Source organism: Acidiferrobacter thiooxydans (assembly GCF_003333315.1).
Taxonomy (GTDB): domain Bacteria; phylum Pseudomonadota; class Gammaproteobacteria; order Acidiferrobacterales; family Acidiferrobacteraceae; genus Acidiferrobacter; species Acidiferrobacter thiooxydans.
The window spans coordinates 436,729-450,445 of record NZ_PSYR01000001.1; the positions used below are offsets into that span (position 1 = coordinate 436,729).

The 13,717-nt window shown below is 63.3% G+C and carries 13 protein-coding genes and 1 pseudogene; 7 read left to right on the top strand and 7 right to left on the bottom strand.

Going from position 1 to position 13,717, the window contains the following annotated elements; genetic code table 11:
• Nucleotides 1-1,446, bottom strand: coding sequence for a cytochrome C (locus C4900_RS02195; protein ID WP_114282241.1), 1,446 nt, complete (start codon nucleotides 1,444-1,446; stop codon nucleotides 1-3).
• 594 nt (nucleotides 1,447-2,040) lie between these two features.
• Here C4900_RS02195 and kch point away from each other — a divergent pair.
• Nucleotides 2,041-3,243: a voltage-gated potassium channel protein gene (kch, locus tag C4900_RS02200; RefSeq protein ID WP_170132384.1), complete on the top strand. Its 1,203-nt coding sequence runs from the start codon at nucleotides 2,041-2,043 to the stop codon at nucleotides 3,241-3,243.
• A gap of 30 nt (nucleotides 3,244-3,273) precedes the next feature.
• On the opposite strand, the gene C4900_RS02205 is transcribed toward kch, so the two are convergent.
• Nucleotides 3,274-3,837 carry a hypothetical protein gene (locus C4900_RS02205; RefSeq protein WP_141689390.1) on the bottom strand — a complete coding sequence of 188 codons (564 nt, stop codon included), beginning with the start codon at nucleotides 3,835-3,837 and terminating at the stop codon, nucleotides 3,274-3,276.
• A gap of 640 nt (nucleotides 3,838-4,477) precedes the next feature.
• On the opposite strand from C4900_RS02205, the gene C4900_RS02215 reads away from it, so the two are divergent.
• Nucleotides 4,478-5,185 (top strand): hypothetical protein, encoded by a 708-nt coding sequence (locus C4900_RS02215; protein WP_147267105.1) that lies wholly within the window; start codon nucleotides 4,478-4,480, stop codon nucleotides 5,183-5,185.
• 46 nt (nucleotides 5,186-5,231) lie between these two features.
• On the opposite strand, the gene C4900_RS02220 is transcribed toward C4900_RS02215, so the two are convergent.
• Nucleotides 5,232-6,026: a nucleotidyl transferase AbiEii/AbiGii toxin family protein gene (locus C4900_RS02220; protein ID WP_114282244.1), complete on the bottom strand. Its 795-nt coding sequence runs from the start codon at nucleotides 6,024-6,026 to the stop codon at nucleotides 5,232-5,234.
• A 93-nt stretch (nucleotides 6,027-6,119) separates the two neighbouring features.
• On the bottom strand, nucleotides 6,120-6,863 hold the full coding sequence (locus C4900_RS02225) for a type IV toxin-antitoxin system AbiEi family antitoxin domain-containing protein (RefSeq protein ID WP_211306724.1): 744 nt from the start codon (nucleotides 6,861-6,863) through the stop codon (nucleotides 6,120-6,122).
• A gap of 340 nt (nucleotides 6,864-7,203) precedes the next feature.
• On the opposite strand from C4900_RS02225, the pseudogene tnpA reads away from it, so the two are divergent.
• From tnpA to C4900_RS02240, 3 genes and pseudogenes are all read left to right on the top strand, one after another.
• Nucleotides 7,204-7,436, top strand: a pseudogene (gene tnpA / locus C4900_RS02230) (IS200/IS605 family transposase); the annotation flags it as partial.
• A 588-nt stretch (nucleotides 7,437-8,024) separates the two neighbouring features.
• Nucleotides 8,025-8,513 (top strand): hypothetical protein, encoded by a 489-nt coding sequence (locus C4900_RS02235; RefSeq protein ID WP_114282245.1) that lies wholly within the window; start codon nucleotides 8,025-8,027, stop codon nucleotides 8,511-8,513.
• Between the two features lie 11 nt (nucleotides 8,514-8,524).
• Nucleotides 8,525-9,343 carry a thioredoxin domain-containing protein gene (locus C4900_RS02240; protein WP_170132385.1) on the top strand — a complete coding sequence of 273 codons (819 nt, stop codon included), beginning with the start codon at nucleotides 8,525-8,527 and terminating at the stop codon, nucleotides 9,341-9,343.
• On the opposite strand, the gene C4900_RS02245 is transcribed toward C4900_RS02240, so the two are convergent.
• From C4900_RS02245 to C4900_RS02255, 3 genes are read right to left on the bottom strand one after another with little or no spacing between them, the layout of a single operon-like run.
• A complete protein-coding gene (locus C4900_RS02245) occupies nucleotides 9,340-10,281 on the bottom strand; it encodes a YihY/virulence factor BrkB family protein (RefSeq protein ID WP_114282247.1) in 942 nt (313 codons plus the stop codon). The two genes, C4900_RS02240 and C4900_RS02245, sit on opposite strands and share 4 nt — an antisense overlap.
• A 55-nt stretch (nucleotides 10,282-10,336) precedes the next feature.
• A complete protein-coding gene (gene nadA, locus C4900_RS02250; protein WP_083996224.1) occupies nucleotides 10,337-11,383 on the bottom strand; it encodes a quinolinate synthase NadA in 1,047 nt (348 codons plus the stop codon).
• A 16-nt stretch (nucleotides 11,384-11,399) separates the two neighbouring features.
• Nucleotides 11,400-12,020 carry an NUDIX hydrolase gene (locus C4900_RS02255; protein WP_065971879.1) on the bottom strand — a complete coding sequence of 207 codons (621 nt, stop codon included), beginning with the start codon at nucleotides 12,018-12,020 and terminating at the stop codon, nucleotides 11,400-11,402.
• A gap of 115 nt (nucleotides 12,021-12,135) precedes the next feature.
• Between C4900_RS02255 and C4900_RS02260 the strand changes: the two genes are divergently transcribed.
• Both C4900_RS02260 and C4900_RS02265 read left to right on the top strand, forming a co-directional pair.
• Nucleotides 12,136-12,711, top strand: a complete 576-nt coding sequence (locus C4900_RS02260; protein WP_114282248.1) for an NUDIX hydrolase — start codon at nucleotides 12,136-12,138, stop codon at nucleotides 12,709-12,711.
• A gap of 216 nt (nucleotides 12,712-12,927) precedes the next feature.
• Entirely contained in the window at nucleotides 12,928-13,578 is a 651-nt protein-coding gene (locus tag C4900_RS02265) for a superoxide dismutase (protein ID WP_065971714.1), read from the top strand.
• The last annotated feature ends 139 nt before the right edge of the window (nucleotides 13,579-13,717 follow it).

Consider the following 13,717-nt stretch of genomic DNA (forward strand, 5'->3'; position numbering starts at 1 on the left):
TTAATAGGCAATCCAGGCGAGCAGCTCGATGGTGTTGAACTTCGACGGACTCACCCCGTTATTCCCCGTCAGACCCCGGAACTTGTTGAACACCGTGTAACGCACCGACAGGCGCGTGTTCCACCACGGCAGGTAGGAGGCCTCCACCCACTCGTCGGTGGTGTTGGGCGAGCCGTTGGCGGAGGTGTAGACGTTGCCGCCCCAGAAGCTGCTGTTGGCGGTCCCGGTCACGTCCTGGAAGCCGCCCTGCGCGCCGTATTCGTCGTGGTACCAGTAGGTGGCGTTCAGGTTGAAGGTATTGAGCTGACCGTGCGAATCGCTGGATCCGACCCCGACATCCGAGGCTGCAAAGTTGGCATCCTCGTGGATCAGGTTGGCGCGTACCGTGACGTTATCGTTGTCGTTGATATCGAGCCACTGCAGCTGCGAGTCGAGGTCATAGTCATAGAAGCGGTCGACTGCGGAGCTCGTGGGGTTCGCGTAGACGCGCGACCACATGTCATAGGTCCCAACCTCCCAGTTCCAGTCCGACCAGTCGTGCTGATAGGCGAGGCGCAAATATGGGGCCGTCCCTGCCAGCTGCCCAAAAGCGCCCATCTGGTTACCGCCATTTTCACTAAAAATGCCCCCGTTCGGTGCGTTTCCGGTGCCCTGGGAGTTGTTGTAGGCATCGGCCTCGGCATAGAACCAGTTGGCGCGGTTCGGCCCGACAATGTCGGCGGCGTAGGCGCCCAGGCCAATGAGCGGGAAGCTTGCCCCCTGGCTGGCCGCGATAAAGGTCGTGGGCACCTCGCCTGCGGCCGTATAGTTCGACGAGAAGAAGGGTGCCTGCCAGTCGGTCGAGGTGTTCCAGAGGTCGGTGGCGCTCGGGGTGTTGTTGACGTCCACGCCCGTAATCAAGGTATCGTAGTGCCCGAGGCTCCAGGCCTGGGCGCGTACGATGCTCGAGTCGTCGAAGCTGAAACCGCCACTATTGCCGCTGTAGGTGATGTGCAGGAAGTCACCGACATGCGGGGTGATCTCGCCGGCATAGAACAGACTCACCTGCTTGGGCACCTGGAGGTTATTGTTGCCTCCCACCGGGCCCCCGCTCGCGCGCGATGGCCGGCCAAGAACGGCCTGGCCGCCGGCGACATGGGTATCGGCGGCCTGCACGAAGATCGAGAGCTGCGAGATGCGCGGCAACAGCAGGTGCACGACATTTCCGACCTTGGCCTCGACCTTCTGCTGCGGCTGGAGGTTCGTCGTGGTATAGCCCATCAGCTTGAATATCCGCCCCATGGGGGTGAGCTGCGGGTAGGAGGTGTGACAGGTGGCGCACGACCAGCCGGTCTGCCGACTAAAGCTTGGGACCGCCCAGGCGTTGGCCGATATCGCCAGTCCACCCAGGACCGAGGTCAGTGCGAGAAGCTTCCGGGGTTCCAGCCGTGATAGTCTGAATGCCATAATTATCTTCTCCCTGTAAACCTAAATAAGGCGGGCGTCGATGGACGCGCCCACTGGGACGCCAACCGCCGATCGATGGCGGCACGCGGGTATCAGTCCCGTTGCGTGTTGCCCATAATCGTTCTTTCGCGTAGCAGTCGCCCGTTGTCGCCGGAGGGCCGCACGCGAATCCGGTCTTTTTTAACGGAGAGACGGTAGGGAAAACCGTGCGGCGATGTCATGATGGATGTCAAATTTCTAATATAATGATTTACGAATAGCACCCTGACGATCTTTCGGTACCTGTAGGGATCGAGTGGCGATAGGCTAAGTGCTGGTCAAGGCGCCGGAATGTCCGCGATATGTCGCGGCCTCTCTCAGGAGATAGGCGGGGTATCGAAGGCGCGCCGCGCTGTGGGCGGATGCGCAGGCCTAAGCCGCGGGATGGCTAGGTCACCGATTGCGATCGCAGGTCGGAATGCTGGTCGTGGCGGGCTTCGGGGGTATGATCGCGTCGAATCGGTGGCGGTGGCATGAGAGGGGGCGGTGGGACAACGGCCGGTTGTAAAACGACCTCAAAGGCCTGAACGTCAGGCGGGTACAATCCCGGTCGAGGTGTTGCGCCTCGCGCCGTGGGCACGACTGCGCCAGGGGTTCGAGCAGGGCCGGCGGCGTTTCCGGGCATGGTTTCCGCATGCGCCGGTGGCGCTGGTGGTGCTGCTGTTGGGTCTCATGAATCTCGGGCCAGTCCTGCACCTCGTGCGAATCGGGGTGTTCGCCACTCCGCTTACGATCCCTAGGCTGACAGCTGAGGCCTGGCGTAGTGCCCCGCGTATCGTGGCCGGATTCCTGTTGTTCGGGGCTGCAGGCGGTCTGCTTTGGCGATCGCGGTTGTCCTGGACTGTGGCCTTGCTGCTCGTGGCCGCCACATTGATGCTCGCGTGGCGGTCGGGGGCGGGTGTCCCGCAGGCCTTGACCGTTTTCAACGGGGTCGTACTGCTTGCGCTCCTGGTGTTTCAGCGGGACTTCGACCGCTCGAGCCTTGCGGCCGGGACATTGTTTGCGATCGTCAGTATCCTCTTGTTGCTAGGGTACGCTGTGTTCGGGGCCTTCGTCCTGGGTCAGGGATTCGCGCCGCCGGTGACGACGCTCACAAGCGCCCTATACTTCGCGGTGGTCACCATGTCGACAGTGGGTTATGGCGACATCGTGCCAAAGAGCGCGGATGCGCGATTCTTCGTGATGTCGGTCATCATTCTCGGCATTACGGTGTTCGCCACGTCCATATCGGCGGTCATCGTGCCGGCCATGACCGCGCGCATGCAGAATCTGATGAAGGGGGGCGGCAAGCGGATGATGCGCAAGAATCATTATGTGATCGTGGGTGCCACATCGCTCGCACGCAATACCTGCCGGGAGCTTTTGGCGCGCCATCTTCCGGTTACAGTGGTCGTGGCCAGCGCCGCGGACGCCGGGGCCTTCGGAGATGCCGATGTGCTGGTGGGCGATGCCAGTGATGCCGACACCTTGCGCACGGCGGGCGTCCCGGATGCAACCGCGGTGCTCGCGTTGCGCGACGATGACTCGGAGAATGCCTTCACGGTCCTGGCCGTCAAGGAGCTAAACGGCGCGACGCGTACGGTAGCCGCCGTCAATCATGGCAAGAACATGGCGCGCATGCACCATGTCCGGCCGGATCTCGTCATTGCCCCGCAAGTAATGGGCGGGGAGCTGCTGGCCATGGCCCTCAATAACGAGGAGCTCGACAGCGATACGGTGATGCGTCGCCTGTTTCGCAAGGGCGAGGTCGATTCGTGAGGCATCCCCAAGGACGCGCGGTGCGCGCCGTCATGAGGCCGTTTTGGGCTTGCGGTACTGCGCCGGGACGCGTGTGAGCCCGCGGAATTCCGCCTTTTCCATGCGTGCCATGAGGTCGCGATCATGTTCGTCCCGATAGGGCTTGAGATCGAGGTCCGCGGGGACGTGTTTTAGCCGCTCGTCGCCTACGCTCTTGACGTAGCGTTGCATGAAGGCGTCATAGGCCCGCCAGGAGATGCGATCGGCGCGCACCGCCGACTCCTCGGCGCGAGTGGCGATCTGGTGGGCATGGAGGTAGTGAAGGTCGAGTTCGTCGATCAGGGATTTCTCGACGGCCTCGTGGAGGATCAGGTAGCGATCCACTTCCACTGTCCGCCCCTTGTCCGTGAAGGTCGTTGGCAGGTGGCGATCGATATAGATCGTGCGCCCATCCTGGCTGTAGCCGGCCAGATAGGGGATATCGCAATCCCGCCGCAAGGTGACGCGCCGCAGGACGGCATCGACCGTGCGCTCCAGCATCAGGGTCGATACATACCAGTCCGGGATATGGAGCTTGCGATGCGGGGCGATTGGGTGACAGCTGGACGTAGGCATCAAGACCTCCTTCAGGAAACACCGTCTGTTCGGGATTATACTAAGGTGTCTGCCACGGTGCTCGCCGAGTTGAGCGGCGGCAGGGGCCATGAGGAGACGCGCATGTCCGTTTTGTAGCCGCCATGGCGCTGTGTCGCCGCCCAAGACCTGTGTGTCGGCGAGCCAGATGGCTTTTGTGTCTTTCCGACACGATCCCATGAAACGCCCCCGGCGACACCATTGTGGCGTGGCCGGCGTCTTGTGTCTCAGGGGGCTCACGGCGCCCGCGCCGTTGCCGGTCGGCCCTACCGATCCCACACTGTCTCCGGCGGCCGTCGGGGCGCTCGCGCTGAGGGTCTCTGGTGCCCATGACGCGGTCTTGTATTATGTGGTGACAGTTCGGATTTGTGCGGGCATGGCGGGCTTTTTGCGCCATGATCAGGCCCAGACGCAAGGCCTTGTGGGGCGGTGCAGGGCGTGCCGCTTCCGTGATCTTGCCATCCAGCACTCCTGGAAGCATTTCCCTAGGACATAGCCGCCCGGCGGACGGGGAGGTGGGATGGGCGGCTTTGCGCATCCGATATCGCCGGGGTACAGTGAAGCCCGCGTGCCGGCGCGGGCGATGTGACGCCCTTTCGGGCGGGTCGTGGGAGGATGGACGATGAGGCGTTGGATAAGGGTCTGGGCCATGATGGGTGCGGCCTTGCTGTTACTGAGCGGGTGTGTCGTGCGCCCCGGCGGGTATGGGTATAGCGAGGCGACCTTTGCAGTGGCCGGGCCGCAGGTGGCGTTTACCTTCAGTGATGGGATCGACGCCTACTATGAGCCGGCCTTTGGGGCCTATATCTACGGCGCCAATGGCTACTATTATCGCTGGGTGAATGACGGCTGGGTCTATGCCACCTACTATGATGGCCCTTGGCTCCCGGTGGTCGCGACCGTCTATTTACCGCCCCTTCTGGCCTACGGTCCTCCGCCCCCCATCGTTCGTTACCGGCCCTATTTCGTCTGGTGGCGGATGCATGCCGCGCGCTGGTACGCCATACATCATCCCCACTGGTGGTATCGGCACCATTTTTACATGCGTCATTATGCCGCTTGGAGGGCGCATGTCATACGGTACTATGAGAATCATCCCGGCCGCCGTCCGGCGATGCGCGCGCTCTTCCATCGCCGCGAGCAACGAATCGATCACCTGCAGAGGCAGCGACGCCTGATGCGCCAGAGACGAGATCGATTCTACAATCACCATCCCATGGCGCGGAGGCCTGGGCCACCCCGCTATCGCAGACCGTTCATCCGTGGCGCTCATCCCGGGCGGCGGGCGCGGGGGCGTGCGCGGCTGCGACGCCGGAACAACAGGCCATAAGCGATGGGCCGCAGCCGCCACCACAAGTCGGTGGCGGCGCGAGGCTTCAGCACGTAGCGGTGCCCTGCGCGGGTCGGTCGTCCGGTCGGCGGTGACCGGCTGCGGCCCAGAGCCGCCGCAGCCGGTCTTCCTTGGCGGTGATGGCCTGTTCCTTGCCCGCAACGACGCGCTGCCGCAGGGCCAGCTTCGTATCGAGTTCGGCGCGCACTTCCGCGATACGCAAGTCGGTAGAGGCGAGCATATACCAGAGGTCGTACAGGTCGCGCGGTTCGTTCCGCGCCCGGTCGCTCAACGCCAGCAGCTTTTCAACCACGATTTCTTTTATGGCGTAGACCTTCACGGTGGGCCCGTCAGGCAAGTCGTCAAAACCGTCGTAGATGCGCTGTATGGGGCGATCCTGCAGCGGGAAACATAGGACTTCGTTGATCGTGATGTCGACCTTCATGTCGTTTGCGGCCGGCAGCGGCCCCTGATAGCGCAAGTAGAGGGTGTGGGTGTTCCGGTGGCCGTGGCGGTCTTCGCGGTCAAATGCGATCCGCAGGCCGCAGGCGGCTTCAAGCGCCGCAAAGATTTCGTTAAACCCCGCCAGGATCTCTTCGATTGCAATAGAACGGATCAAGGTGAAATCTAGGTCTTCCGAAAACCGGTAGTCGTCAAACCAGCAGCGGCGAAGGGCCGTGCCGCCTTTGAAGGCCAGCACCTCGCGCAGCGGATGACGGGCCAGACCGGTCAGGAACCAAGCCAGCACGTAATCGCGTTCGATGACGGCCTCGGGGATTCGTCTGCCGCCAGCGCTCACCAGTGTGTTCGAGATCAGGGAAATGTTGCGCTGGGGAATCATTAGCCAAGCCTCGTGGCATCCAGTTCTTCGGGGGTCACGTTGAGCCGGAGCCGCCAACGTGATAGGAATACCCCCTCGGCGGGGAGCAGTGGATCAAGGCGCTGGTAAGTTGCCGTGAGCATGCCGCGCAGTGACTCCAGCACCGAAGCATCGGCCAGACCATAGTATTCCAAACAGGTAGCCCAAGCGACGCACGACGGCGCCGACGCCGAGGCGTCGTGCATAGCCCACCAGCTGTTCGATTTTCAGTACGCCCCGCTTCATCCACAAGCCCTTGGCGACTTCGGTGATGCCACTAGCAAATGCCGGGTGGCGCAGGCCGTCGATGATGGTGCGCTCAGCGTCGCTGATCATCACGAAGCGCTCCTTGTCAATCCAATGCTTCATGACCCCGAATTCTTGCTCTGCCGTAATGTGGACGAACCGAAAGTCATAGCCGCCCACCACCTGCGGACGCACGCGCTGTGTGCACGACACATAAACGGTGAGGTTCGGTTGCGTCACCATACGGTGCAGTTCAAGCGCGGTGCCATGCGACAGAAAGTAGGACGCGCTACCCGCGAGTTCACGCGCGATCAGGTACGGGCTGTCGATATGCTCGGTGGCCCGGCCGAGATCGAAGGGCACGAGATTGTATAGGCCAGGCTTCAGTCGCGTGACCAAGCCTCGCCGCTGGGTCTTGTGCACGAGATTGCGGGCCGCCGCCGCCGATAAGCCGGTGATCGATTCCACATCCGTCAAGGTGAACGTCGACCGGCGTAGTTCATTCAGCTCAGTAAAGAGCTGCGCTGCGCGTGGGCCTAGCGTTTTCGTTTGTAAACGATACTTTGTGCTCAATATGCACCTCGAAAAGAAACATACTGCGCGGTAAATATAACGTAAATGATACTAGGAGGCGCGTTCGTCTCTTTCCAGGAGACAAATTGCGCATATAAGATCATTATTAGAGGCAAAAATCCCCGTAGGCCGCGCCAAGTCATGGGCCGGCCCAAAAAAAGGGGAGGGGGAATGCCCAATGACCGTCAGTGTCCACAATCCCGACGAGTATATGGCCGCTAGCCCACAAAGGGAGGCCCCCCGGCTCTGCCGGGGAGGCAGGTAAAGTTTGACAAATAGGGGAGTCTATCGACGAAGCGCCCATGGGTGAGCCCGGCGGCTCACCCATGGGAGATTCCCGATGGATGAGCATCAAGACTCCAGCCACTCGAAGTGGGAGTGCAAATATCATGCGGTGTTTATCCCGAAATGTCGCCGAAAAACTCTATACGCACAATTGCGGCAACAGTGAGGCGAGGTCTTCCGCAATCTGGCAGAACGCAGGGCATCCGGATCGAGGAGGGCCGCCTGATGTCAGATCATGTGCACATGATGATATCGATTCCACCCAAGTACGCAGTCTCACAGGTGGTGGACGAGCGAACCGGGCTCCTGGCTAGTTCTCTTCCACACAAGACGGTAAGGGGTACGCGAATGACAACTACGGTAGCTGCGTCGGAATACCAGCTTATAGGTTTGACTGAAGGCGGCGACCTCGGCGATTGCCTCACCGGTCTCGATCAAAAACAGGCGCGCATACGCGTGCAGGCGCTTGTCGCCGTCGGAGATACCCAGGGACCGGGGCCAAGATCGATATGCGCCACCGCCACGCAAAGCCTGTCAAAAGCCACTGGATCTATCCGCTGACGCGCGACTTAGTGGCAACTCGGCAAGGGATAAGCGTGACCTGCCCTCGGCCGTCTGGCATGCCTGCCGCTCATCAAAGGATGTAACGGAAGGCGCGTTGATCCAGGCTCATGTGTCGGTGTAGCGCAGGCGCCAGGCGTTGCAAGGGGCAGGGTTTTATGGGCGCGCGCACAGCCGAGCGCCGCGGATGGGTTCGATCGGATTTCCATGGATGCGTGAGTTTTGGCCGTGATGTGCGCTGGGCCACGCGAGGCGCGACTGCCACGCTGTATGAGCCCGCGTTGTGCTACAATAGCCAGATCTCCGGGGTTTGAAATGCTGGGGGGCCGCACCCACATCTATCCGGCCATGATGACGATGACCTGCCATTTGCGTGAGACCCGCCGCTGGGCCATGACCTTGGTCCTGGCCGGCACTTTGCTCGTGGGCCCGGCGTGGGCGGCGCAGCCGCGGCATCCGGTCCCTATGACGCATGTCGCGATGGCGTCGACTGCGCAACCTCCGCGGCAGTCGCTCATGGATCTCCTCAACACACCGCCGGCGCGGCGCAGGCCGCCCGCGGGTCAGGTGGCCGGCGCGCTGAGCAGTCTCGGTCAGGCGCTGGTCCTGAAGCCGGATCTCGGCGCCTGCCAGTCGTTCGTCCATGGTTGCCACGAAGGCGCGATCGTCACCATGCCGCATAACGATGTCATGCAGACCATGGGCGCGGGGCTCGGCATGCGTGTTGGCGGCGTGCGCTTCGAGTATGCCTACGGCCTTCACACCGGGGCGAATTTCCTGGGGATTCGAACGAGGATCCCCTGATGCCAGGGCCTATGGCGGTTCTTCCTTACGTCATCGACGGCACCGCGGAGAACTTCGCGCGGGTGGTGCTCGAGAATTCCCGGCGCGGTCCGGTAGCGGTCAACTTCTGGTCACCGCGCGCCGGGCCGTGCCTCGTGCTCATGCCCCGTCTCGTGCGCATTGCCCAGGAATTCGGCGGGCGCATCCTTTTGGTGATGCTAAATACCGACGACCATGGCGAGCTCATCGCGCGTCTCGGGGTGCGGGCCTTGCCGCTTGTCCAGGTCTTTCGTGCAGGTGAGGTGAAAGACAGCCTGCAGGGGGTGTCGTCGGAGGCGGACCTGCGTGCGCTGTTTAGTAGGCACGCCCCGGTATCGGATGCCGTCATGCAGGCCCATGTGCGTGGCGACACCGCGCAGGCGGCCCGCCTTGCCGCGCAGTCGGCCCTGGAGCGCCCGGGTGACCCCTATGCGGCCTTGCGCGTGGCACGGCTTCTGGTTCTCGACAAGCGGCCCCGCGAGGCCTTTGCGTTGCTCGATGCCCTGCCGTCGGAGGCGCGTAGCGAGGGCGAGATCGCGGCGCTTCACGCGCATCTTGCGCTCATCGCGACGCTCCTCGAGGGGGGTGATGAGCCTCCGATATCGCAGGCCGATGGTCTGTTTCGCGAGGCCGCCGCGGCCGTGGCGCACGACGAATACGAGACCGCCTGCGAGCGGCTCATCGCCTGCGCGGCCTGCGACCCGGATTACCGCCAAGGGCTCGCGCTGCGCGCTGCGCGAGCCCTGGCCGCCTTGCCGATGGCCGACGAGGCGCGCGCGCATATCGACGCCTTGCTTGCCTCCCGGCGTTAGCGCCGGGCCTCGCGTCGGTGCCCGTGGTCGGTGGCCCCGCGTTCGTCGGTGGATGTCTCGGTCTTTGTGGCGCCGTCCTCGGCGGCATGCTTGATCACGGAATTGATCTGGCCGCCGATGAGCAGTACAAGTCCCCCGAGATACATCCAGGTGAGCAGCACGATCACGGCCCCGATCGAGCCGTAGGTTTTGTTGTAAGAACTGAAGTTATTGACGTAGAAGGCGAAGAGTAACGAGCTCGCAGTCCATCCAAAGAGCGCGAACAGCGATCCCGGGGTCAGCCAGCGCCACTCCTGACGCACGTTCGGCGTGAAATAGTAGAGCAGCGCGGTCGCCAGGACTACCGCCAGCAGCAGGATGGGCCAGCGGATGATGCCGAGCACGATCGGAAGCAGATGTATCCCGAGGCGGCCGGCCAAGGCATTGGCGGCAATGGGACCGAAAAAGAAGATCGCAAATGCCGCCAGGAACACGAGCGCCAGTGCCAGCACGAGCAGCAGCGCCATCAGCAGTACGCGCCAGTACGGCCGTTTCTCGCGCACATCATAGGCCTGATTGAGGCCGGCGCCGATGGCGGTGATGGCGTTGCCGGCCGAGTACAAGGCAAACGCCATGCTAAATGACAAGAGCCCGTCCTGGTGCTGATGCATAAGCCCTTCGAAGTCCCCTTTGACGAGCAGCAGCGCCTGGGTCGGCAAGGCCTTACCCAGTACCGCGAGTACTGTCCGCGTGCGGTGATGCACGGGCAGGTAGGCGAGCAGGGTCGCGAGAAACAGCAGGAGCGGGAACAGCGACAGGAAGAAGTAATAAGCGAGCTGGGCGCTATACCCGGTCAGATTGTTTTCGCTCACGCCGACGAGCACGCGCCGCACGAGCCCTCGGGCACCGAGGTGGGCCAAGGTCCAGGTCGGAGACTTGCGATCGGCCTTCAACGTCATGACAACAGGATACGAAGGCCGTCCTGGTCCTGCCAGGGGCCAACGGCCTGTCCGTCTAGGCGTTTCCGAGGCCCAGCACCTCGGTTTTTGCAGAGGCCGCGAACTCCAGCATGCGCAAGACCGGTTCCAGGGCCCGTTGCCGGATCGATTCCTCGATATGGATCTCGGGTCCGCCGGTGGCAAGGACGGTCTCCAGGGTCGCCAATGTATTCATGGCCATCCACGGGCAATGGGCGCACGACTTGCAGGTCGCGCCATGCCCGCCGGTGGGTGCCTCCAGGAACTCCTTGCCGGGCGCGGCCTGACGCATCTTGTAGAGGATGCCGTGGTCAGTGGCGACGATGAAGCGGCGCGCGGGCCTGGTGCGCGCGGCCTCTATCATGGCGCTCGTGGAGCCGATCATGTCGGCCAGGGCGAGGACTGCGGCCGGTGATTCGGGGTGGGCGAGCACGCAGGCATCCGGGTAGCGTTTTTTGAGGTCGAGCAAGGCCTGGGAGCGGAACTCCTCGTGCACTACGCATGATCCTTGCCAAAGCAGTATGTCCGCGCCGCTTTCGCGTCTCACATAGTCGCCCAGGTGGCGGTCGGGCGCCCACAGGATCTTCTCGCCCCGCGCCGCCAGATGGCGCGCGAGCCTCAAGGCTATGCTCGATGTCACCACCCAGTCGGCGCGCGCCTTGACGGCCGCGCTGGTGTTGGCATAGACGACCACGGTGCGGTCGGGGTGGGCATCACAGAATGCCCCGAAGGCGTCCGCCGGACAGCTCTCGTCGAGCGAGCAGGTGGCCTCGAGCGTCGGCATGAGCACGCGCTTTTCCGGATTCAGGATCTTGGCCGTTTCGCCCATGAACCGCACGCCGGCTACCACCAGGGTCTTAGCCTTGTGTTCGTGACCGAAGCGCGCCATGTCGAGAGAGTCGGAGACATAGCCGCCGGTCTCCTCGGCCAGGGCCTGCAAGTCGGCGTCGGTGTAGTAATGCGCGACGAGCACGGCGTCCCGTTCGACAAGGAGTTTCTTGATGCGCTGGATGCGGCGCGCGCGGTCGAGCGCCGTGACCGACGGCTCGCGCGCCAAGCGCTGCAGGGATGGGGTGGTGTTCATCAAAAATTCCTCGCAGTTATCCCGCAGTCGCGGGCTCAGTATCGCGCAGACGGTAGAGCCGCGCCGGGCGATGACATCCATTGCGGCGCACGTCGCGGGTCTCGACCAGGTGCGCCGAGGCGTGCATGCGCCGGCGGAAGTTGCGCTTGTCCAAGGTCTGGCGTCCGATGATTTCATAGACGGACTGCAGCTCACTCAGGGTGAACCGCTCCGCCAGGAACTGATAGGCGATCGGGGCGTATTCGAGTTTGCCCGCGAGACGCTCGCACGCTCGCTGCACGATGATCTGGTGATCCACAGCCAACAGCGTTGCGACCTGGGCGGGGTCCGCCCAGCCGACGCCCGGCCGGCGGATCGGCAGCCGCTCGCAGGGCGCTAGCGCATAATAGGCGACGATCGCCTGCGCCCCGGCGCGTCCCCCGTCGAAGGTGTAGAGTTGCTCGAGAAACACATCCTCGATGCCGGTGGCCGTCTCCAGGGCGCGGCGCGCGCCGGCCTCCAATCCTTCCCCCTGTCTGAGTGCGACCATGGGGAGCCGCCCCTGCTCTGCGCCTACGCGCAAAAACTGAAGGCGTTCGCGGATGGTAAAGAGCGCCACGGCGGTGTGAACCGCCGGTGTCACATTGGTGTCATTCATACACCAACGCTACGCCGCCCGGCTTGCCCCCGTCAAGGGTCGGTCCGGTCGCCGGGCCCGGCCGTGTGTCCCCCTGTGCTACACGGCGGGGCCCATACGGCGTTACAATCGCCTCATGCACTTTTGTTGTCACTGCGGCGGCGGCTTGACCCGGCGGGTCCCGGAGGGGGACACGCGTCCGCGCGATGTCTGCGATCATTGTTTGGCCATCCACTACGAGAACCCGAAGATCGTGGCCGGCTGCCTGGTGTCGTGGGAGGGCCGAGTGCTGCTCTGCCGGCGCGCCATCGAGCCCCGCCGCGGGTTTTGGACCCTGCCGGCAGGCTTTATGGAAAACGAGGAAACGACCCGCGAGGCGGCGGTGCGCGAGACCTGGGAGGAGGCCCGTGCGCGCGTGGACATCGATGGCCTCTACACCCTGTTCAATCTCCCGCAGATCAGTCAGGTCTACCTGCTGTTTCGTGCGCATCTGCGCGATGCCCAATTCGGACCGGGCCCCGAGAGCCTCGAGGTGGCGCTCTTCGACGAGGCCGACATCCCCTGGGATGAACTGGCATTTCCCGTGGTTCGGGAGACCTTGCGGCTGTACTTCGGGGATAGCCGCAGCGGCCGGTATCCCTTCCGTTCCGGCGACCTGCTGCGCGCCGCCGACGGCAGCGATTACCGCGTCCGCCTTCTCGAGATCTCTTGAAAGTCCCGTCGCGCGCCCCCACGAACCGCCTTGAGCGTGCAAAGGTCGGGGCGGTCCAGACAGGAAGGGGCGGCAGACCGGCCTTGCGCGATCACGGCCTTTGCTGATCGCGGGCCGTGCGGGCGCCGTGGCCCCGGACCAGCCCAACCCGGGCTCGGGGGCGCATCCCGCACCTGTCTGGCCAATTGTCTACCGTCGACGACTAGGAGAAAGACCTTGGAAAAATACGTATTGCCCGATCTTGATTACGATTACGGCGCCTTGGAGCCGCACATCTCCGCGAAAATCATGGAGTTGCATCACAGTAAGCACCATCTCGCCTATGTAAACGGTGCCAATCAGGCGCTCGAAGGACTGAAGGAGGCGCAGGAAACCAAGAATTTCGCGCGCGTGGCGGCCCTGGAACATGCCCTGGCCTTCAACCTTTCGGGGCATATCCTGCACTCGCTTTTCTGGAAGAACCTCTCACCCAATGGCGGCGGCAAGCCCGAAGGGGAGTTGGCGCGCGCCATCGATCGCGACTTCGGGTCCTTCGAAGGCCTGAAGGGCCAGTTTGTGAACGCCGCCATGACCACCATGGGGTCGGGCTGGGCGGTTCTGGCGTGGGACCCGGCCGGGCAGCGCCTCATCACCACCGAGATCCACGACCACCAGTCTGAAATGACGCCGGGCGCGGTGCCGCTTATGGTCCTAGATGCCTGGGAACATGCTTATTATCTGCAATATCAAAACGATAAGGCCAAGTTCTTCGAGGCGGTATGGAACGTCTGGAACTGGAAGGATATTGGCGAACGTTACAACAAGGCGAAGGCCGCGGAGGTCGGCATTGCCTCCGCCGCCACTTCCAAGAAGGGCGCCGCCCGCTAATCGGGCCGCGCGCCCGGGGCCGGCGGAGCGCTGGCCCTATCGTTTTACAGCGGGCCCCGGTAGACTTAAAGCCGCAACCGGGGCCCGCTTCCTTAGCGCACGTCCGAACCGGGCGTCCCGTCGTTTACCCACTTACGAC